Here is a 22,049-nt window from a genome sequence, read left to right as displayed (position 1 = left end):
CTAGATTGATAAAAGAGGTCGTCTAAAAAGTAAGTTTTTTGTTAACTTGAATTTATTTCAGGTTCTTATGAAAATTGAATTTCAGTAAGTTGAGATACTGAAACAAGTTCAGTATGACAAGATTTAATCCGTTTTAGTCTGCCTCTTTTGTTGTTTAGCAATATAATTGCATAAATACTTAGCGTCTTTTTTTACGCCTCCCAAAGTTGCAGAACCTCTTGTGTAGAGCCATGGCAAACCAATAAAATACAAACCTTTCATGTCGCTAACACCTCTGTAGTTTTTAGGATATTGGTTTTCATTTAATTGGATGTTTTCAATCCAATTAAAGTTAGGTTTAAAACCGGTTGCCCAAACAATATTTTTAATATCGTTTACTTTTTGTTTTTCAAAAATGATGGTGTCGTTATTTGCATCTAAAGTTCTACCAACACAAGTAATATTTTCTTTTTTAAATAAAGTTTTTACATCTGTACCAATAACTGGCTGACCGCTGTTACTTAGTTTTTTTCCGATAAAAGAATATTTATTCGCTGTTAAAAAACCGACTTTACTAAACCACCACCAAAGTGTTTTTCCTAAAAGTTCTTGCGGTAGCGAAACAATATCTGTCTTACCAGAAAAGTAAACCTTTTTCTTTGCTTTAGAAATTTCATTTAAAATTTGTACGCCAGAATCTCCTGCGCCAACTACCAAAGTTGCACCTTCTTGTAATTGATCTGGACTTTTATAATGTTCACTATGAATCTGTAAAATATCTTTGGATATTTTTTTATGACAACTCGGTGTAAAAGGCTTGTGAAACGGACCAGTAGCAATAATTACATTTTTTGCTTCAAAAGTTTTGTTTTCACTTTTTAAAATGAAAATACCATCCACTTTTTTTAAAGAATTTACGCGTTGGTTAAATTCAATGGGAATATTAAACTTAAAGACATACGCTTTTAAATAATCAGCAACTTCATATTTGTTAGCATAATGTCCTTTTTTATAAGGAAATTCCATTCCCGGTAAACTATTGAATTCAGAAGGCGTAAATAATTTTAGAGAATCCCATCTTTTTAACCAAGGTTCGCCGGTTTCTTTATTTGCATCAACAATTAAAAAATTAGCATTTTGTTTGGCCAAATGATACGCAATTGCAAGTCCAGATTGTCCTGCTCCTATAATTATATAATCCTTCATAAATAGTTTTATCTCTACAAAACTACTATAATTAAAAATGCTACAAGAAGAATATCGATTTAGTTAAACAGATTTTTTAATAAAAAACGGTAAATATTATGCGTTCTTAAATTTTCTTTTTTTTGATAAATATCTAAATCAGTAAAAAATAAATCTTAAAATATGTAACAATATGCTATTTTTGTTACTAATCAAATAATTAAACTCAACAAAAATCAGATAATAATGAAGATAATTAAAAATGTTTTTTTTGTTTCAGCTATTGCCTCTTTAGGTTTAGTAGCTTGTAAACAAGACAGCCCAAAAGAAGAAAAAGCACCTGGTATTGCTTTAGAAAACATGGATACAACTGTAAAACCTACAGATGATTTCTTTAGACACGTAAACGGAACTTGGTTAGATAAAACCGAAATTCCAGACGATCAAACCTCTTGGGGTGGTTTAATCAATTACGTAAAAAAACAGATGCAGATGTTTTAACTATTTTAAACAAAGCAATTGAAGAAAGTAATTTTCCTAAAATAAAAGATGCTAAAGGAAATGAAATTGATTCAGATCAAGAAAAAGCAGTAAACTATTACCAAACAATAATGGATACTGTAGCTAGAAATGCACAAGGGAAAGCACCTGTAATGCCTTATTTAGCTAAAGTAGATGAAATTAAGACAAAGAAAGATGTAGAAACGTATTTAACAAATATGGCGCCTTATGGTGGTGGAGGTTTTTACGGTTTTGGTGTTTATAACGATTTAAAAAATAGTAGCCAATACGCAGGTTATATGGGCGGTGGTTCTTTAGGTTTATCTAGAGATTACTATGTTGATGCTAAAGTAAAAGACAAATTAGAAAAATACGAAATTTTTGTAGCAAAAATGTTGCAAGAATTTGGTGATGATGAAGCTTCAGCTAAAAAGAATGCAGCAGCAATTGTTGCTTTAGAAACTAGTTTGGCAACACCAATGATGTCTAAAGAAGAAAGCAGAGATATTCGTAAAATCTACAATCCAATGACGATTGCAGAATTACAAAAATTGTCTCCTTCAATAGATTGGCAAGCGCATTTAGATGGTATTGGAGTAACAGATTTAGAAACAGTTATTGTTACAGATCCTGGATATTTTAAAGCTTTTAGCGATGTTTTTGCAAAAGCATCTGTAGCAGATCTTAAATTATTATTACGTTGGAATACTATAAATAGCTCTCTAGGTTCTTTATCTACAGATTTAGAAACTGCAAATTGGGAGTTCTATTCTAAAGAAATGCGTGGAGCTAAAAAACAACGTGCAAGAGATGAGCGTGCTTTAGGTAGCTTAAATGGTGCAATTGGTGAAGCTTTAGGTAAATTGTATGTAGAAAAAATGTTTCCACCAGAAGCAAAGGTAAAAGCGAAAGAAATGATTGATAATGTAATGCTTGGTTTCGAAGCAAGAATTGCACAATTACCTTGGATGAGTGAAGTTACTAAAGAAAAAGCGTTAGAAAAATTACATAAATTAACGGTTAAAATAGCCTACCCAGATGTTTGGAAAGACTATTCTGAATTACAAGTTAAAGGTTTAGAAAATGGTGGTTCTTATTTCGAGAATGCTATTAATGTAACCAAATGGAACTACAATAAAGAAATGGCAAAATTAGGTAGCGAAGTAGACAGAACAGAATGGGGAATGTCTCCTCAAACTGTAAATGCGTACTTTAATCCTGTAAATAATGAAATCGTTTTTCCAGCAGCAATTTTACAACCTCCTTTTTATGATTATAAAGCAGATGAAGCTGTAAATTATGGTGGAATTGGAGCTGTTATCGGTCATGAAATTTCTCATAGTTTCGATGATTCTGGTGCTCGTTTTGATGGTGATGGAAACCTGAATAACTGGTGGACAGAAGATGATTCTGTAAAGTTTAAAGAAATTGGCGGGCAATTAATCAAGCAATATTCAGATATTATTGCCATAGATTCTATGCACTTAAATGGAGAATATACTTTAGGAGAAAATATTGGAGATTTAGGTGGTGTACAAGCGGCTTACGAAGGTTTACATATTTTCTTACAAAAGAATGGTAGACCAGCAGATATTGATGGTTACACACCAGAACAACGTTTTTTCCTTTCTTGGGGAACAATTTGGAGAACAAAAATGCGTGATGAAGCTTTAAAAAACTTAATCATGACAAACACACACTCTCCTGGAATGTACAGAGCGTATATGCCTCTTAAAAACGTAGATGCTTTTTACGAAGCGTTCGATGTTAAAGAAGGTGATAAAATGTATTTAAAACCAGAAGAAAGAGTAAGAATCTGGTAAGGTCGCAGACCTTTTTTGTATGATTTTTTTGTGAATACATACCTAAGAACAACATTAAAACCGATGCGAAAGTGTCGGTTTTTTTTGGGCGTTACCACAAGGGTCGCGCTTTCACTACTCGCTTTTTTTTCGTACCTTAAAAAAGAGCTCAGACAAACCGTTCAATCGCTAACGCGGGGTTTGTTAGTGTCATTTTAATTTAAATTTTTCACTAAGAAGTATTGAGAAGTCTCATGTTAACAACCACATAAAATTCAACTTTTTTACATGGTTTCAAAATCTATGTTAGGGTTTGTTAATAATTCTTATTTTTGTAAGATGCTAAAAGTAGATAACGTTTCATTTTCTTACCATAAAAAAAAAATAATATTAAACGATTTTAATTTCACTTTACAGCAAGGAGAACACCTTTGCGTAATGGGGGAAAGTGGTTGTGGGAAATCGACACTTTTAAAAGCTATTTACGGATTAGTAGACTTAAATAAAGGAAAAATATTTTGGAAAGAGGAACAAATTTTCGGTCCAAAGAAACATCTTGTTCCCGGTTTCGAAAACTTTAAATATGTAGCTCAAGACTTCGATTTAATGCCTTACATTTCTGTATCAGAAAACATTAAAAAATTCTTGTCGAGGTTTTATCCAGAAGAAAGTGAATTACGTACCCAAGAATTATTAGAAGTCATTCAAATGAAGTCTTTTGAGAACACAATGGTTAAAAACCTAAGTGGCGGACAAAAACAACGTGTTGCTATTGCAAGAGCATTGGCAAAAGAACCTGAATTATTGTTGTTAGATGAACCATTCGGACAAATAGATAATTTTAAAAAGAACTCTTTACGTAGAAATTTATTCAGTTATTTAAAAGAAAAAAATATTGCTTGTATTATTGCTACACACGATAAAAATGATGCACTTTCCTTTGCAGACAAACTTATTATTATCAAAGACAATAAAATAATAGCAAACAATGCTCCGAAAGAGATTTACAACAACCCAACAGGAAAATACGTTGCCGCTTTGTTTGATGATGTCAACGAAATTACCATCAATAATAAAACAGTTTTAGTATATCCACATCAAATAAAAGTAGTAGAAAACTCTAATTTAAAAGCAATTGTTTTAAATTCTTATTTTAAAGGTTCTTATTTGTTAATTGAAGCTGAATTTAATGGGCAAAATGTGTTTTTTAATCATGATTCTATTTTGGATAGAGGTGCTAACATTTATCTGAAATTTTTGTAGTTCTACCACTTTTGTAAATGTGAAAATTACAAGCTATAACTGGTTTACAAGGAGTACTGAGTTTTATTTTTTTATTGTTTCCGGCACTCGTTAAAAACGAGCGCTAGCGATTAAGTCCTCTAAAATGATGTGCTCTCACAAGCTGGTGCTCGTTTGTAACGAGTACCCACAAGGCTTTTTTATCTTCGTTCACACTATTATCTTTAGTTTTTTAACCTAAAAAACCAGTTTCATCTATTTCTAAAACGGTATGGTCATCTTGAAAATTTCTTGCACTAGAATATTTCCAATCGATTGAGTTTGTTACAAAACCAAGCTCAATAGGGTTGTTGTGAATATAATCTATTTTTTGCTTGATTACTTTTTCGCTCCACAATTCTATTGGTTTATTGTGATGTTGCCAAAATTGATATTTAGTTACATTCGCTTTCTCTTTCCCTGCTTTTTCAAATAACCAAAGTAACAACTCTTTTCTACTTTCCTGTGGATTGTTCTTTATAGCTTCAATTATTTTTTTTGCGGTATGTTTTTTTAAGTCTCGTAGCAGCTCCATAGGTTGCTCATTAGAGGATCTAAATAATAGGTGTACATGACTAGGCATAAAACAATAAGCATACAGTTCCATACCTTTTTTCGCTCTACAAAAATCGATGCTTTTTGCTAATACATCAAAATATACTTGCCTTGTAAAGATTTCTATCCAGTATACAGTAGCAAAACTTACAAAATATAAAGCAGATTTGTTGTGAAACTTATATTTTCGACTCATAGCTTTTCAAAAATACAAAAAAATAATTTTGAATGTTCTCATTGTTGCTGGCACTCGTTAAAAACGAGCGCTAGCGATAAAGTCCTCTAAAATGATGTGCTCTCACAAGTTGGTGCTCGTTTGTAACGAGTACACGTTATAATTTTTTTATTGTTTAAAAACCAAAATAAATTACTCTACCTTAAAACTTGTTTTTTCTTCACCAATTTTAACGGTATATTTTCCTTTAGGTAAATAATATTCATCGTTATTTCCTTTTTCAATTTCAGATTTTTTATTAGCTTTCTTAAAGCCTTTCAATCCTTTTTTAGAAAAAGAAACATCATAAACAACTTTGTTATATCCTTTGTCTGCAGTAATAGAAATTGAATTTACCTTTACGTTTCCAGAGAAAATATCTAACGTTATTTTTTTATCAACATTTACATAAAAAGGAATTTTAACTTCTGGTGTACTTGCTTTTCTCCATTGACTTCTAGAGCTTCCCCATCTTTTACTTTTTTTAATATTATCTACATTAAAAAGCGCAATAGGCTTTGCTAAAACGCTATCATTCATTTTTTGTATTGCGGTAATATTGGTTTTATATAAACTACGTCCGTGTGTTGCAACAATTAAATCTTTTGCTGTTGGTTGAATCACTAAATCATGTACAGCAACATTGGGTAATTCTTTACTAAAAGCATTCCAAGAAGTTCCGTTGTTAAAAGAAACATAGAGCCCGTTATCTGTACCTAAATACAATATGTTTTCGTTCTCTGTATCTTCTTTAATTACGTTTACAGAAGAGGTAGGGATTGTGTTTCCAATATTTGTCCAAGTTTGTCCGTAATCATCAGACATGTACACATAAGGTGTAAAATCATCAAAACGGTAGCCGTTTAAAGTTGCATATACACGCTCCTTTTTAAATTTTGAAGCAATCACTCTAGAAACCCATAAATCTTTTGGAAGGTTGTCAGAAATTTTTATCCAGTTTCCGCCACCGTTTCTAGAAACATATATAAAACCATCGTCTGAACCTGTATAAATTAACCCAAATTGAAACGGACTTTCAGAAATAGAAGTTAAGGTTCCGTAAGCAACATTTCCTTCTTTTCCGCCGTTTGTTAAATCATCTGAAATTGTTTCCCAAGTATCACCTTGGTTTAAAGATCTGTGTAATTTATTTCCTCCTAAATATAAAATATCTTGGTTGTGCTTAGATAAATGAATTGGAGTTTGCCAGTTAAATCTGTAAGGTTTTGCGCCTTTTTCTGGTTTTGGTTGAATGTATATATTTTCTTCAGTTTCTAAATTAATACGGTAATAATTACCAAATTGATATCCTGTATACACAATATTATGGTTTCTGTTGTCTACCTGAACATGCATTCCGTCTCCACCCATAATTGACTTAAAAGGATTTTGTCCAGATTGATGCCATGCTTTATCAATTTTTGCATTATGTGGACCAAACCAAACACCATTGTCTTGCAAACCGCCGTAAACATTATAGTTTTTTTCATTATCTACATTTACAGAATAAAATTGCCCAACGGCAGCATTGTTTAATTTTATCCAGCTTTCTCCATCATCATAAGAAATATTTAAACCACCATCATTTCCTTCTACTAAATGGCCTGGTTTTTTAGGATTTACCCACAATGCTTGATGATCTGAATGTACATTTTCTCTACTGATGGAAGAGAATGTTTTTCCGCCATCTTTAGATTTTATAATGCCAATACCTAAAACATAAATGCTGTTTTCATCTTGTAAATTCACTCTAATTTCTCCAAAATAATACCCGTAAGAACTGTTGACTCCGTCTAAATATTCAGTGTGTGTTTTTTTCCATGAAGTTCCTCCATTAGTTGTTTTAAAAACTTCGGCACCAATTACAGGTTCTTCAAAAGCTATTGCCATTTCATCGTCTAAAAAAGCCATTAGTTCCTTTGGCTTTAAACCTCCTGGTCTTAACAATTGTTTTGCGTTTTCAGCTCTAAATTTTTCTCTAAAACCATACTCTTTTAAATAGTTGTCTAAAGTTTTATTTCTAAGTGCTAAAACATCTGCAGATGATAAATTCTCGAATTGCTCTTTTGTTAAATTGTAAGCAGTCGTTTTCTTTTTCGCTTCTCTTCTATATTGGCTGTCATGCAGAGCATATACAGTGTTAGCATTAAAAACGGCTAATCCAATTCTACCAACACCATCTCCAGTAGGAAAACCACTATTATCAGCAATTTTTGTCCAAGAAGTACCTGCATCGGTACTTTTGTAAATAGCAGAATTTTTTCCGTTTCCAACAAAATTCCATGCTTTGCGTTCTCTTTCCCAAGAAGCAGCATACATAACATTGAAGTTTTCTGGAGCAACATCAACATCTATAATACCGGTGTCTTCATTAATAAATAAGGTTTTATTCCATGTTTTTCCTCCATCTGTAGTTTTAAAAATTCCTCTTTCTTCATTTGAAGAGTATAAATGTCCAATAGCACCAACAATAACTTCATCAGAATTATTTGGGTTAATCAAAATTCGACCAACATGATGAGAATCTGGTAACCCAACATTTTGCCAAGTTTCGCCTTTATCTGTAGATTTTAAAATTCCAATTCCGGCATAAGAAGAGCGTGAAGAATTATTTTCTCCTGTACCTACCCAAATGGTTCCAGTTTTCCAATCTACGGCAATATCACCAATATTTTGGGTTGGAGCATTGTCTAAAACAGGTGTAAGCGTTGTTCCGTTGTTGTTTGTATACCAAAGTCCTCCAGAAGCATACCCTACATAAAATTCGGTTGTATTGTTTGGGTTTACATCCATATCTACCACACGACCACTCATTACTGTGGGGCCAATATTGGTAAATTCAACATTTTTTACCAAAGAAGAGTTCATCATTTGAGACTTTTTCTCTAAGGATTGTTGAGTGATATCTGAACTTGTTACTGTTTGTGCAATTAAAAATCCTGAAAGAAAGAGTGTTGCAAAAGTGAAAATAGACTTCATAAAAAGTAAGGTTTGTTTTAAGGTGATGAAATTACTACATGTAAAATCAATATCAAAAAAATTAACATAAAAAGGAATTTTAAGAAAAATTCAACTTCAATTTTAAACAACGTATCTTTGTAGGCTGAAACAACTACATAAAGTTGCATTCAAAAAAGTATTTTTATGACATTTAAAGATTTAGGTTTATCTGCTGCATTAGTAAAAGCAGTTGAAGAAAAAGGATATACCAAACCATCCCCAATACAAGAAAAAGCAATTCCACATATTTTAGAAGGTAAAGATATTTTAGCTTCTGCACAAACAGGAACAGGGAAAACAGCTGGTTTTACATTACCAGTTTTACAACATTTAGCTGAAACAAAGCATCCAAAATATAGACCTTTAAGAGCGTTAGTGTTAACGCCTACAAGAGAATTAGCGGCGCAAGTACACGATAATGTAAGAGAGTATAGTAAATATGTAAACATAAAATCTGCTGTAATTTTTGGTGGAGTGAATGCAAAACCACAAATAGCAACCCTAAGAAGTGGTGTAGATATTTTGGTAGCAACACCAGGTAGATTATTAGATTTACACAGTCAGAAAGCGGTTTCTTTTAACAGAATTGATGTTTTAATTTTAGACGAAGCAGACAGAATGTTAGATATGGGTTTTGCAAGAGACTTAAATAAACTGATTAGTTTTATGCCTGCAAAGCGTCAGAATTTGATGTTTTCGGCAACTTTTTCTGCTGATATTAAAAAATTAGCGTCAGGTATTTTAAATAATCCTGTCTCTGTAGAAGCAGAGCCACAGAATTCTACGGCTAAAAAAGTAACTCATAATGTTTATAAAGTTGATAAAGGCCAAAAAACAGAGTTTACGATTAAGTTGATAAAAGACGGAAATTGGAACCAAGTTTTAATCTTTACAAGAACAAAGCATGGTGCTAATAAATTAACCGAGAAATTGATAAAAGCAGGTATTTCTGCAGCAGCAATTCATGGAAATAAGAGTCAGGGTGCAAGAACTAAAGCGTTAAGAAACTTTAAAGACAACACCATTAAGGCATTAGTTGCTACAGATATTGCAGCACGTGGTTTAGATATTCCTTTATTGCCTCATGTTATTAACTTTGAGTTACCAAATGTACCAGAAGATTATGTGCATAGAATTGGTAGAACGGGTAGAGCAGGAGCAGCTGGAGAAGCAATTTCTTTAGTTTGTAGTGAAGAAACTGAGTACCAAAACGAAATTGAAAAATTACTAAAAGAGAAATTAAACACTTCTATTGTAGAAGGCTTCGAACCTACAGATACCGCAGCTCCTAAAAGAGCGGCAACACAAAGTAAAGGATCTTTTGGTAAGAAAACTAGATCTTCTAATGGAGGATCTTCTCAAGGAGACAAACCAAAAAATAAACCTCATTTTAAAGGAAATAAACCAGCAGGTTCTACTTCTGGAAGAGGAAGAACTGGAGCACCAAAAAAGAAACGTTTTAGAGATTAATTTTTCTAATTTACACGAATTTTATTGTCCTACAAGGTTGTTAACCTTGTAGGATTTTTATTTTTAGAGAAGCATTAATGTATTTTACTTCTGTACAATACCATTCGATTTGTCATTTCGAAATGAGCTTTTTTAGTGATTTATAAATCTTCTACACAGTTTGTATTTTCGACCTTTTGGGAGAAATCACATGAAGTTTGTTAGGCATTGTGGTATCACTGTTATGTGATTTCTCAATACTTCGAAATGACAATTGTTGGGATCTATTTTGCGTTAGGGAGTACTCATCCTTTTTTATTATTGTTGAAATCGTGAATGTTTTGCATTTGTAATGGCATCCTTTTTGATTTTTTTGCAAAAAGATATAATCTTTCGACTTTTCTCAAGATAAATTACAAGCCCGTTCGAATGCCAAAAAAAATAAATATAAGGGGTGTTTTTAGTTTTTGAATATAGAGTCAAATTTAATAAGTAAACTTGTTATAAGAGATTTTTATATTTTATGAGTGTTGAATTTGTAGCCACCGAAATATTGCTACCTTTGTATTTCAATATAAATTCATCAGTATGAAATACGATAAAATAGACTCAAAATTATTTATAAAAAATCGAAAAAACTTTGCTGCTGCAATGAAGCCAAATAGTTTGGCTATTTTTAATTCTAATGACATTTATCCAATTAGTGCAGATAGTACAATGCCTTTTGAGCAACACAGAGATATCTTATATTTAAGTGGTGTAGATCAAGAGGAAAGTGTATTATTTTTGTTTCCTGATTGCCCTAATGAAGCTTACAGAGAAATATTATTTGTTAGAGAAACTAACGATCATATTGCGGTCTGGGAAGGAGCAAAATTAACAAAAGAAGCTGCTTTTGAAACAAGTGGAATTAAAACAGTTTTCTGGTTGCAAGATTTAGAGAAGGTATTGTTTGAACTTTCTACTTATGCAGATACTTTTTACATTAACACAAACGAACATTATAGAGCAAATGTAGAAACGGAAACTCGTGAAGATCGTTTTACAAAGTGGTTATTGGCAAAATATCCTGCACATTCAGTTGCTAAAAGCAGCCCTATTTTACATAAATTACGTGCTGTTAAAGACCAAATTGAATTGGATTTAATGCAACATGCTTGTAATATTACTGAAAAAGGTTTTCGTAGAATTTTATCTTTTATTAAACCTGGTGTTTGGGAATATGAAATTGAGGCAGAATTGTTGCATGAGTTTGTAAGAAATAGATCTAAAGGGTTTGCTTACACACCAATTATTGCTAGTGGTAATAATGCAAATGTTTTGCACTATGTAGAAAATAATAAAGAATGTAAAGCTGGTGATTTAATTTTGTTTGATATTGCTGCTGAATATGGAAATTATAAAAGTGATTTGTCTAGAACTGTACCCGTTTCGGGGAAGTTTACAGACCGACAAAAAGCCGTTTATAATGCTGTAAACTATGTTAAGAAGGAAGCTACAAAATTATTGGTTCCAGGAACATTATGGAAAGAATATCATGTAGAAGTTGGTGATATTATGACTTCTGAATTATTAAAATTAGGTTTATTAGACAAGGCAGATGTAAAGAATGCTCCTAAAGATTGGCCTGCGTATAAGAAATACTTTATGCATGGTACAAGTCATCATATTGGTTTAGATACGCATGATTATGGTTTATTACACAAACCAATGGAAGCAAATATGGTGTTTACAGTAGAACCAGGAATTTACATTCCAGAAGAAGGTTTTGGTATTCGCTTAGAAGATGATGTCGTTGTTCAAGAAAAAGGAGAACCGTTTAATTTAATGGGAAATATACCTATTGAAGCAGATGAAATTGAAGATATAATGCAAAGTTAATTCTTTGAAATAAATATTTAAAAGCGAGTTTTACGACTCGCTTTTTTTATACTCTAAACTTCGTGTTATTGCCCAACAAATTCAGAATCACTTAATGTTGTTAGAAATGAAATAAGGTTCTCTTTTTCGTTTTCTGTAAGTGGAATTCTATTTCCATTATCTTTTAAAATTGGATCTAAATTATCGGCATCTAAAACACCATTGTCTAAATAATCTAAGACTTCTTTTAACGTAGCAAATTGACCAAAACTTCCATAAGGAGCAGTATATTCTATGTTACGTAAAGAAGGTACTCTAAAACGCATATAATCATCTATTTCTCCAGTAACTCTAGAGCGTCCGCCTTCTTCTGAATCAGGATTAATAGGGAAGCCAATGTTTCTAAAACTTTGGTCTGTAAACAATTCGGAACTATGGCAACTTGCACATTTGTCTTGAAAAGTTTGATATCCTTGTGCTTCTTCATCGGTATATTCTTCTCCCTCTTGTCTCTTTACTTTATCATATTTACTATTGGCAGAAATTAATGTATATTCAAACTGACCAATACTATTATAAATTCTATCGGCAGTAATTTCTTTATCACCAAAAGCATTGTAAAATAAATTTAGATATTCTTCATCATTTTCAATTTTGCCAATAACCTCTAAAATAGAAGAATCCATTTCTACGAAAGTAATAATAGGAACTAACGGTTGGTTTTCTAAAACCAGTTTATTGCCATCCCAATTATAAAATTGCATAAATGCCATATTTTGGATAGGAGGTGCGTTACGTAGCCCTATTCTACCTTTTATACCAATTCCTTTTTCGTTATGATCTGCAAAAGCATTTTCTTGCATATGACAACTAGAACAAGAAATTGTATTATCTGCACTTAACCTCTTTTCATTAAATAATTTTTTACCTAATTCAACTCCATATTTTGTAGGAACGTTGGCATAAAATGAAGTATTTAATTCTGGGAAATTTACCGGAATACTTATTTTTATTTCTGGGTTGTCAAAAATAAAAGGCTCATAAACATCTTCTTTAGTACAAGATGAAATTAGCTGTATGATAAAGAAACTCAGTAGTATTTTTTTCATTTTCAATATTTAAAAAGAGAAAATAGAGCTGTCGTAAGTAAAATTTAAGACAGCTCTATTTTTAGGTTTAGTTTTCTACACTTTCTACAGAGAACATTCCTTTAATGTCTGTACCTCCATTACCTCCAATATTATCTACAAATTTCATCATTTCTGTAGCTGTATGAGCACTTGGCGTAGCATTGTTTGTAATATCTGCCGTAGAAACTAATGTTATAGTATTACTTTCTCCGCTTAAAAATTTATCAAAATCTGCTTTAATTTTAATTGTTGGTGCATTATTACCAACAACTGCAGATGTAGAAAGATCTAATGTAATATCTCTATAAGCATCAACACCTTGTGTGTAAGTGCTTTCTTCTCCGCTTGTACCTTCAACAGTACTTCCAGAGTGAAAAGATAATTCATTGTTTTCTGTACCATAAAAACCTTCAATTTTTGTAAAACGGTAACCTGTTCCCCATTCCCAATGCATTTCTGTATCATTTGCTCCTGCTGCTGCATAAAAATTAGGGAATTGTTCTTCATTTAAAGTATTTAATTCAGATTTTACTCCTAATCCAAATTTTATCTGCGTGTATTCATCCGAAGGAATATCTGTTAAAACATATTGTAAAGTTGCTGTTTTAGATTGATCTATAATAGTTGCTCCTTCATCTAAATTATTTACGTTATAAGGAAACTCATTACCCTCTACATCTATAAGACGAATGTTGCTAATTACATATTTTAGTTCTTCAAAATGATGTGTTTGATTTTCTGAAGAAGTATTTATTGTTGCTTCTGCAGATGTTGCATCTCCTAAAACAATTGTTGTTGCTCCAAATGTATTATTAAACTCTAATGTTACATCGTTTGCCACAGGAATACCATCTTCACTACAAGAAATTATTGATAATGATACTAATGATGCTAAAAGGTACTTCTTTAAATTTTTCATTGTTTTTTAAATTTGTAATTATTAATTGATTGTGTTTTTTTAAAAATTGATTTTTAAAGACGTAAAAATGTTACGTCCCATTCTGGGGATGTTTCCCCAATCTGCGTAGGTGCTGTAATATTCGTTAAACAGGTTTTCCGCACCTACTTGAAAAACTGTTTTGTAATTATTAATGTAAAAAGTATAATCTGCAGAAATATTAAAATTTTTGTAGGATGGAGTTTCGTCTTCTCCGTATTCTGGACTGTAATTATTTTGTTTGAAATCACCATTTAGTGCTGTTCCAAAACCGAAATTTTTATGAGAAAAATGTAATGAAGTTTGGTAACTTAACGGACGGATAAATGGTAAGTTATTTTGATTATCATCTAAACCTCTCGCATACGTCAGTGTTCCTTTCCAATGCAAGTTTTCCAAAATATTGTACTTGGTATTTAGTGAAAAATTGAACAATGTTGCATAATCTAAAGAGGTGTATCCTTTTACACCTACAGATTGATAATTCATTGGACTCCCCAAACTTAAAATTCTTCCTATAATATAATTTTGAATATAGAAATAGTTTACTTTGGCTTGCACACTCAATTTTTCATTTTTAAAACCAGCACTTGCATTGGTTTCATAAGAAATTTCATTCTTTAAATCTGGATTTCCGATGTAATCGTAACGATCGAAACTATTATAAATATAATATCCATAACCTTCAGAAACAGAAGGCGCTCTGTGCCCATAACCACCACCAACAGAAAAGTTAAAATCTCCAATATTTAAATTATAACTTGTATGTAAATTTGGTAAAAACCTTGTTTTTTCTTGTGGTGTTCCTGGGTGAAAAATCCAATTGAATTCTGCGTATTTAGAATAATTGTAGTTGACACCTAGAGAGCCTCCAAAACTTAGTTGACTTGCATCAGAAATATCCCATAAATTATTCATAGAAAGTCCTGCATAAGTTGTGGTAACCCATGGCCAGCTATAAGCAAACATGGTTCTTTCGCTTCTGTCTTGCGGATACATTCGCATTTCTGCAATCGATAAATTATTGTAGGCATTTAATTGCACTTCAGATGATAAATTGTCTTTTTGAAGATTTATTTTAGATACCAAACCATACGTTGTACTCCAACCAGGCATATCCATGTGAACCAAATTTTCTGGTCTTGTAGTATCATCCATATAATGTTCCACAGCATTAAAATACACTTTGGTATCCCAAACTTTTACAATTCCTTTTTCAAAAAATTGCTTGTATGCAACCGATGTAATTAATGCTCTAGACAAAGACAAATCCATTGGTAATGCTGGGAAACCAACATTCTTAGCTCTATCAAAAATTGCATCTACTCTTAGAGATGATAAATCACTCGTTTTGTAGGCAACTCCTAAAGAAGCATTCAGTTTTTCGAACTGAGAATGCTGTACTTCGTCATTATTACCGTCAGTATAATTTTCTGCTTTTCTGTTAGAGATACTTCCATCTATTACTAAGTTTTCAGAAGAATAAGAGGCGTTTGCAAGGTTAAAAAACTGTTTGTTATTAAACTCGAATCCTGTTTGGTAGGCACCTTTGTAATTCTCCCCAATTGTAAATGCGGTACTTTTCCTTTTCAAATCGATGCTACCAGCTACTGTTGCTCCGTGCAAACTACCCTCTTGTCCTGATTTTATATCAATATCAGATAAATTATTACTTTCTACATAAGACGTTACCGGATCCATTTTATCGGTACAAGCGCCAAAAACGTGCATACCATCTATGGTAATTATAGAACGTTCTGTACTCATATTATTAAGTAGAGGTTCCCATGCATAGGCACCACGCTTAATAAAACTGATATTGTCTGAAGAAGCTAAAAATTCATCAACAGAAACTGCCATTTTCATGTCTGTTTCTATTTTCTTTTTTTTAGCCGCTATAATTATTACTTCATCTAAGATGCCTCCTAAACTATCTTTTTTTTTCTCAACAGTTTGTGCATTTGCCAAGGTTGCTAATAATAGGATGGCTATTGTTATTGCTTTCATATTTTTAAAATAAGATATCAATATGAAGTTCACCTCTTTCTCCTTCTACTCCAGGAGTAAATTCGGTAGAAACTTCGTTTCCTTTTATTATTTGTTTATTTTCATCTTTTAAAATGAGGTTCAACGTCCAGTTCCCTGTCATGGTATAATTTACTACTCCATGGTACAAACCATCGCTTTCTTGGGATAAATCTTCATTATAAAGTGATGAATGATTTCCCATAGAAGGTTCTGGCATTCTTGGATCTAATAACAAGGTGTGATTTTCTACAGCTGAATACGAAAATTGCGTAACATCAGGAAATTCTCCTGCCGCATTAGCTGGCTTGTTGTATTTGTAAATACCAGCAACCAAATCGTTTTGTGCCACACGCGGACTTTGAGGTGCAACTAAAGCAATAAAATACTGCTCGTTATCATTGCCTGTAAAAGCCGTCATGTTTAGGTTCATATTTGTTTGCGCTTCTACAGTGATAACTTTATCGATAGATTGAGTTTCATTATTATCTGTAAAATCGATATACAACTGCCAATCTACTGTAGAGCTACTCTCATTTGTAAACACAACATATCCTTTGTAATACCCTTCCGTAGCATTGTATGTTAGGTCATATTCGTGCGGACAAGAAGATTTGTTTCCATTTGCATCGGTCATAATTGGCAAAAAGGTAATTTGTGAACTCTCTATACTTTCACCGGTTTTTAAGCTGATGACTTTTAGATGAACTTCATTATAACCTTTATATAAAGTACCATTTAAAGCTTCTATGCTAATGTTATAATCCTCATTATTTATGGTAGTTACTTCTTCGAATTCAATATATTCTGTTGTTTCTACAATTAATTCTGCTTCGTAATCTGTTTTATCTAGCGTACAAGAAGTTATTACAATAGAAATTGCAATTACAATTATCTGTAAATGTTTCATTATTTTAGGACTGTTTTATTAAAAAACTGTTGAAAAAATAGTAGCAGCAAAAGGTGAACAATTATTCGTTTTTAAGAAAGTATATTGCACATTATCAGCTAAACACAATTGCTATAATTGCATTTTTACTACTAAAAAGAAATCGTTAGGAAACGCGCTTACCAAACACCGCGTAAAAAGCTTTTGTTAAAAAAAAACTTAACTGTGCGTTGTTTTTTACTATTAATTATTTCTAATTGATAGCACATAATTAGAAGCCTAATTAAATTAATTAAGCACCAATTATTTGGTGTTGGTGTATTACGTTTCTTAGTATGAAGAAATTAAACGAGTGGTGGGTGAAAAACAACATCCGTATAATGGAATTTATAGGTGTTATTATATGAAGTACTTATTTTAAATTTTTCGTCTTTAGACAAAATAACGGAATCATTATGAGTTGTTTCTTGAAAATAAACGATAGAAATTTCTACTTTAAAAGATTGGTTTTTTTCATTACCATTTTCAGAATCTCCTGCCTTCACAATCTGTTTTGCTAAATGACATTTTCCGTTACACTGTAACTCTGGAGTTTCTATGTTTTCACAAAGTTCATTTTTAATATAATCGTAAAAAGCAGCATATTCCAATAATGGAAGCAAGGGCTTAGAAAGCAAGAATAACGATAAAAAGATTGCTGCTATTTTCACAATGCAAATATCTTGTTTTTTTATAAAACTTCCTAAGGTTAATAATCTTATAAAAAATGGGTTATATTTTTAGTTTTTTATCGCTGCAATCTGCCTGTGGTGTTTCCTTCTAGAATACTCATTACTTCTTTTTCATTTGCGTAATTAATATCACCTAAATAGGTATGTTTAATGGCACACGCTGCGCTACCAAATTCCATAGCTTTATAGTCATCAAATTTTTGTAGACCATGAATTATTCCGGCAGCAAAAGCATCACCAGTACCAATTCTGTCTACAATATGCGTAATGTCTAAATCTTGAGTTTCTTTAAATTCTTTACCATTCCACATCCTCGCTCTAATTTTATGCCAAGAAGAATTGATAGAAGTTCTTATTTTATCAAATACTTTTTCTATGGTAGGATACTTCTCCATTAACTGTTTACTAGCTTCAATAAAATCGTCGTTAGAATAAGAGAAATTAGTTTCTAAAAGTTCATTTATTTCATTTACACCACCAATAAAAACGGTAGAATAATTCACTAATTCAGATAGAACTTCTTTTGGAGTGCCTCCCCATTTCCATAAACCACTTCTGTAGGTAGGATCCACAGAAATTCCCATACCTTTTTTTTGGGCAAGGATTAATCCTTCTTTTAAAGTTTCATAACCACCTTTACAAAGTGCAGGAGTGATACCTGTCCAATGAAACCATTTTCCTTTTTTTAAAGATTTTTCCCAATCTACCATTTCTGGTTGAATTTCAGAAAAAGAAGAGTGAGATCTATTATAAGAAATAGAACTCGGTCTCATAACAGCACCAACTTCTAAAAAATAAACACCTAAAGGTCTGCTAGAGCGAACAATTGCAGAAGTACTAACGTCAAATTTTCTTAGAAAAGAAATAGCGGTATCACCTATAAAATCATCAGAAACACATGAAATATGTTTTACATCTTGTCCAAAATTGGCTACAGAAATACCAACATTTAATTCTGTACCACCAAAATAAAATTCTACTTGGTTAGATTGAATAAATTTTTTGTTTCCTGAAGGCGAAATTCGCATTAAAACCTCTCCAAATGTAATTATCTGATTCATAATAAAAATGTTTATAAGGTAAATATACCTCATAAAAATTTATTAAAAAAGTGTTTTACACGGAATTAAATGAATGAAATTATAAAGATGTAATAAAACGGATTGTTTGGTTGTTAAACATTTCTGGCTGTTCTACATTTACCACATGACCGCAATTTTCAATTACAAAAAGTGATGCTGTAACATGTTTAGAAACAATGTTTTTTATAGAAGGTAAAAACAAATGATCTTCGGCTCCCATTACATATAATGTAGGGATTTTAATATCTTTTGTTCTAAAAAAACGTAATAAAGGGTTTATTTCTGATGTTAATTTAAACCAACGTAAAAATTCTTTTTGATATAATTTTTTAGCTTCGTTTACAAATAGTAATCGAGAGTTTTTATGATTTTTCTTTGGCATAATAATAAAGGCAAAGAGCTTGTAAAGCATCATATAAGGTACTACAGATTTAAAGATATTACCGACTTTCATTAATACTTGAGAGCGGAAATTCATTTTTATAATAGCACCACCCATAATCATGCTTTTTACCATTTCTGGTCTTTTTTCTGCAAGATTTCTAATTAAAATAGTACCTAAAGAAATACCAATAAAATGAGATTTTTTAATTTTTAAATAATCAATCACTTCAACAATATCTGCCGTAATAGAATCGAAAGTATATTTTGCTTTAAACGTATCTTTTAGTGTTGGTTTGCTATCTCCATGACCACGTAAATCTAAGATTAAAACGTTAAAATGTTTTCTAAAGTCTCTTACTTGTTTAAACCAAATAGAACTACTTCCTCCGGCTCCATGAACAAAAGTAACCCATTCTTTAGAGGTTGTATGCGGATATGAATAGTAGTTTAGCAAATAGTTGTTTTTGATATCTATTAAAAATTGAAGTGCAAAAATAAGACTTTTAATTTTGATGTAATTTTTAGTACTTTTTTAAGCGATATTATTTATAATTAATTTAAAATAGCACTACTAAAAATAAATGTATTTCATATTTTTTTGAATTTTCGTAGATTGCGTAGATGGATAAAGAAAAGAAGGTTAGCACTAAGAAAAAGAAATTTAATTACGACGAAGAATTAAAAATATTGCACACAGAATTGGTGCACATGCAAGAGTGGGTTAAAAGCCAAGGTTTAAAAGTAGTCGTTCTTTTTGAAGGAAGAGATGCTTCTGGTAAAGGAGGAACTATAAAACGTTTTACAGAGCCTTTAAACCCTAGAATTTGTAAAGTGGTTGCATTGGGTGTGCCTACAGAAAAAGAAAAATCACAATGGTATTTTCAGCGTTACGTGCAATATTTACCGGCTGCAGGAGAAATTGTGTTGTTTGATAGAAGTTGGTACAATAGAGCAGGAGTAGAGAAGGTAATGGGCTTTTGTACAAATGATGAATATGATGAGTTTTTACGTTCTTGTCCAGAATTTGAACGTATGTTAGTAAGATCTGGCATTATTGTTTTAAAATATTGGTTTTCTGTTAGTGATGAAGAGCAAGAAAGACGTTTTAAAAACCGTATTTCTAATCCTTTAAAACGTTGGAAATTTAGTCCGATGGATTTACAATCTCGTTCGCGATGGTTAGAGTATTCTGAAGCAAAAGATAAAATGTTTGCCCATACAGATACAAAGCAAGTGCCTTGGTTTGTCGTAAATTCTGATAACAAAAAGAAAGCGAGACTAAATTGTATCAGCCATATGTTAAGTAAGATTCCTTATGAAAAAATGGATATAAAACCAATTGAACTTCCGCCTTTACCAGACAGTAAAGCCTATGTAAGACCACCAATGGATTACCAAACTTTTGTGCCAGAAAAATTTTAGTTTATTAATGCAAAAAAGGCGAGCATTTCTGCTCGCCAATCACTACTTGAATTAAGAAAATTATTCTACGATTAAAGTATATTGTGGTGTTGGGTTTAAAGGACAGAAATAAACATATTCACCTTTTTTAAGCGTTACTTCTTTAGAGCTTTCTTTGGTGTTGTTTTTTACTTGTGCAGTAACATACGCGTTTTTTATGTGTGCTTTTACATCTGCTTTAGGTGCTAAAACAAAACCAACATTATGACCTACATTGTTGTTTGCTACTTCAAAAACATACGTTCCTTCAGATAATGTAAGTTGTTTCTGAGTAAACTCACCCTTGGTTTGTTCTAAAGAAACTGTTTTTACATCTTGTGCATTTGTATTAAATGCGAAACCTAAAACGATTACTAAAATTGCGATTACTTTTTTCATGATTGTTGTGTATTACTAATTATTATTATTAAAATTGATTATTTATTAAATTGTTGCTACTTCTAAAGTTTGTGCTACAGGAAAATCTACGGCAACATCTGTTGTTTTATGAAAGTAGTTGGTAATGGTAATTTCTCCTATTAAGATAATTGCATCTGCCAAGTTTCCTTTTGTATATCCTGCTGCGTATAAGTTTTCTATTGCTTCTGTTGTTGCAGCTCCTCTGTTTAGAGATACACTTCTAGAAAATTTTGCTAAAGCATCTAATTTTGCGTCAAAAGAAGCTTCACCAGCTCTTAATTCTAAAATTTGAGGTTCTGTAAAACCATTCATTTTACCAATTGCTGTGTGTGCAGATAAACAATACACACATTCGTTTACTTGACTTACTGCTAAGTTGATTACCTCTTTTTCTTTTGCAGAAAAACTTGTTTTTCCTTGCCCTATTGCTAAAAAGTTACCTAATGCAGTTTCACTGTGTGCAAATGCTGCGTATAAGTTTGGTACAAAACCCAATCCTTTTTCTAATTGGTTAAAAATTGCTTGGTTATTTTCTGATACTTCGTTTTTTGTTGGTACGTTAAATGTGCTCATAATTTTATTTTAAATTGTTTTATTATTAATATTTTGTTCTCCTTTTATATTATGCTTTGCATTCGCAAAGTTGTTGTGTTTGGTGTTGCTCGTCGTATGTTTGGTATCCCCAACAGTTTGGGCATTGTGCGTTTTCTATTGTTTTCATATTGTTGTTTTTTTAATTGTTACTGTTTGACTCTGCAAAGATGCAACCGATAGTAGCTTCAAAAATTGGACAAAAGTTCCTTTGCTTTGGACTCGTTAAAAAGTTGTCTATTTTTTGATGGTTGTAGTCCTTATTTTAAGTTGTCTATTTTACTTCTTAAACTACTTTCTGTAATTAAACCTGTATGTCTGTCAGCAGGTGCTCCGTCTATAAAGAAGATTAATGTTGGTATATTTCTTACATTAAACTTAGCTGCTAATTCTGGGTATTCATCTACATTTACTTTTTTAATGGTGATGTTGTCCTGTAATTCGTCTGCTAATTTGTTGATGGTTGGTAATAAAGTTTGACAAGGTCCACACCAGTCTGCGTAAAAATCTAATAATACATTACTGTTGTTTTCTATAACATTGTTAAAGTCTGTTTTTTCTAATTGAATTTCCATTTTTTCTTATTTTTAGTTG

Annotated in this window: 17 protein-coding genes and 1 pseudogene; 5 read left to right on the top strand and 13 right to left on the bottom strand. The window is 31.7% G+C overall.

The features are described from left to right. Positions 1-123: 123 nt before the first annotated feature. Entirely contained in the window at positions 124-1,185 is a 1,062-nt protein-coding gene (locus tag H0I28_RS13095; RefSeq protein ID WP_218759383.1) for an NAD(P)/FAD-dependent oxidoreductase, read from the bottom strand. A gap of 225 nt (positions 1,186-1,410) precedes the next feature. Between H0I28_RS13095 and H0I28_RS13090 the strand changes: the two are divergent. Both H0I28_RS13090 and H0I28_RS13085 read left to right on the top strand, forming a co-directional pair. After that, a pseudogene (locus H0I28_RS13090) lies at positions 1,411-3,488 on the top strand (M13 family metallopeptidase). 318 nt (positions 3,489-3,806) lie between these two features. Beyond that, entirely contained in the window at positions 3,807-4,730 is a 924-nt protein-coding gene (locus H0I28_RS13085; protein WP_218761751.1) for an ABC transporter ATP-binding protein, read from the top strand. 211 nt (positions 4,731-4,941) lie between these two features. On the opposite strand, the gene H0I28_RS13080 is transcribed toward H0I28_RS13085, so the two are convergent. Together H0I28_RS13080 and H0I28_RS13075 are read right to left on the bottom strand one after the other, a co-directional pair. Further along, positions 4,942-5,499 carry a transposase gene (locus tag H0I28_RS13080; RefSeq protein WP_218759382.1) on the bottom strand — a complete coding sequence of 186 codons (558 nt, stop codon included), beginning with the start codon at positions 5,497-5,499 and terminating at the stop codon, positions 4,942-4,944. A 171-nt stretch (positions 5,500-5,670) separates the two neighbouring features. Then, positions 5,671-8,496, bottom strand: a complete 2,826-nt coding sequence (locus H0I28_RS13075) for a sialidase family protein (RefSeq protein WP_218759381.1) — start codon at positions 8,494-8,496, stop codon at positions 5,671-5,673. A gap of 165 nt (positions 8,497-8,661) precedes the next feature. Here H0I28_RS13075 and H0I28_RS13070 point away from each other — a divergent pair, with 165 nt between their 5' ends. Continuing rightward, on the top strand, positions 8,662-9,987 hold the full coding sequence (locus tag H0I28_RS13070; protein ID WP_218731910.1) for a DEAD/DEAH box helicase: 1,326 nt from the start codon (positions 8,662-8,664) through the stop codon (positions 9,985-9,987). A 567-nt stretch (positions 9,988-10,554) separates the two neighbouring features. Further along, positions 10,555-11,847, top strand: a complete 1,293-nt coding sequence (locus tag H0I28_RS13065; protein WP_218759380.1) for an aminopeptidase P family protein — start codon at positions 10,555-10,557, stop codon at positions 11,845-11,847. A 65-nt stretch (positions 11,848-11,912) separates the two neighbouring features. Here the strand turns inward: H0I28_RS13065 and H0I28_RS13060 are convergent, their stop codons facing one another. The 7 genes from H0I28_RS13060 to H0I28_RS13030 all read right to left on the bottom strand — a co-directional run bounded on the left by H0I28_RS13060 (position 11,913) and on the right by H0I28_RS13030 (position 19,458). Then, on the bottom strand, positions 11,913-12,935 hold the full coding sequence (locus H0I28_RS13060; protein WP_218759379.1) for a cytochrome-c peroxidase: 1,023 nt from the start codon (positions 12,933-12,935) through the stop codon (positions 11,913-11,915). Between the two features lie 67 nt (positions 12,936-13,002). Continuing rightward, positions 13,003-13,875, bottom strand: coding sequence for an MbnP family protein (locus H0I28_RS13055; protein WP_218759378.1), 873 nt, complete (start codon positions 13,873-13,875; stop codon positions 13,003-13,005). 39 nt (positions 13,876-13,914) lie between these two features. Next, positions 13,915-15,900, bottom strand: a complete 1,986-nt coding sequence (locus tag H0I28_RS13050) for a TonB-dependent siderophore receptor (protein ID WP_218759377.1) — start codon at positions 15,898-15,900, stop codon at positions 13,915-13,917. Between the two features lie 4 nt (positions 15,901-15,904). Then, the gene (locus H0I28_RS13045; RefSeq protein WP_218759376.1) at positions 15,905-16,828 is read right to left on the bottom strand and encodes a hypothetical protein; all 924 of its coding nucleotides are present in this window, start codon (positions 16,826-16,828) and stop codon (positions 15,905-15,907) included. A 323-nt stretch (positions 16,829-17,151) separates the two neighbouring features. Beyond that, positions 17,152-17,517 carry a hypothetical protein gene (locus tag H0I28_RS13040; protein WP_218759375.1) on the bottom strand — a complete coding sequence of 122 codons (366 nt, stop codon included), beginning with the start codon at positions 17,515-17,517 and terminating at the stop codon, positions 17,152-17,154. Between the two features lie 77 nt (positions 17,518-17,594). Next, a complete protein-coding gene (locus tag H0I28_RS13035) occupies positions 17,595-18,599 on the bottom strand; it encodes a sugar kinase (protein ID WP_218731903.1) in 1,005 nt (334 codons plus the stop codon). Between the two features lie 79 nt (positions 18,600-18,678). Then, a complete protein-coding gene (locus H0I28_RS13030) occupies positions 18,679-19,458 on the bottom strand; it encodes an alpha/beta fold hydrolase (protein WP_218754732.1) in 780 nt (259 codons plus the stop codon). 167 nt (positions 19,459-19,625) lie between these two features. On the opposite strand from H0I28_RS13030, the gene ppk2 reads away from it, so the two are divergent. Then, positions 19,626-20,426 (top strand): polyphosphate kinase 2, encoded by an 801-nt coding sequence (gene ppk2 / locus H0I28_RS13025; RefSeq protein WP_218731901.1) that lies wholly within the window; start codon positions 19,626-19,628, stop codon positions 20,424-20,426. 60 nt (positions 20,427-20,486) lie between these two features. Here the strand turns inward: ppk2 and H0I28_RS13020 are convergent, their stop codons facing one another. The 3 genes from H0I28_RS13020 to trxA all read right to left on the bottom strand — a co-directional run bounded on the left by H0I28_RS13020 (position 20,487) and on the right by trxA (position 22,030). Then, complete coding sequence (locus tag H0I28_RS13020; RefSeq protein WP_218759374.1) at positions 20,487-20,843, bottom strand: cupredoxin domain-containing protein; 357 nt, start codon at positions 20,841-20,843, stop codon at positions 20,487-20,489. A 45-nt stretch (positions 20,844-20,888) separates the two neighbouring features. Beyond that, on the bottom strand, positions 20,889-21,437 hold the full coding sequence (locus H0I28_RS13015) for a carboxymuconolactone decarboxylase family protein (protein WP_218731899.1): 549 nt from the start codon (positions 21,435-21,437) through the stop codon (positions 20,889-20,891). Between the two features lie 278 nt (positions 21,438-21,715). Continuing rightward, a complete protein-coding gene (gene trxA, locus H0I28_RS13010) occupies positions 21,716-22,030 on the bottom strand; it encodes a thioredoxin (RefSeq protein ID WP_218759373.1) in 315 nt (104 codons plus the stop codon). Between the last annotated feature and the right edge of the window lie 19 nt (positions 22,031-22,049).

The sequence above is a fragment of the Polaribacter sp. AHE13PA genome (assembly GCF_019278505.1).
Classification (GTDB): domain Bacteria; phylum Bacteroidota; class Bacteroidia; order Flavobacteriales; family Flavobacteriaceae; genus Polaribacter.
The sequence above is the reverse complement of the archived record's forward strand: the minus strand, read 5'-3'. Positions and strand labels throughout refer to the sequence as shown.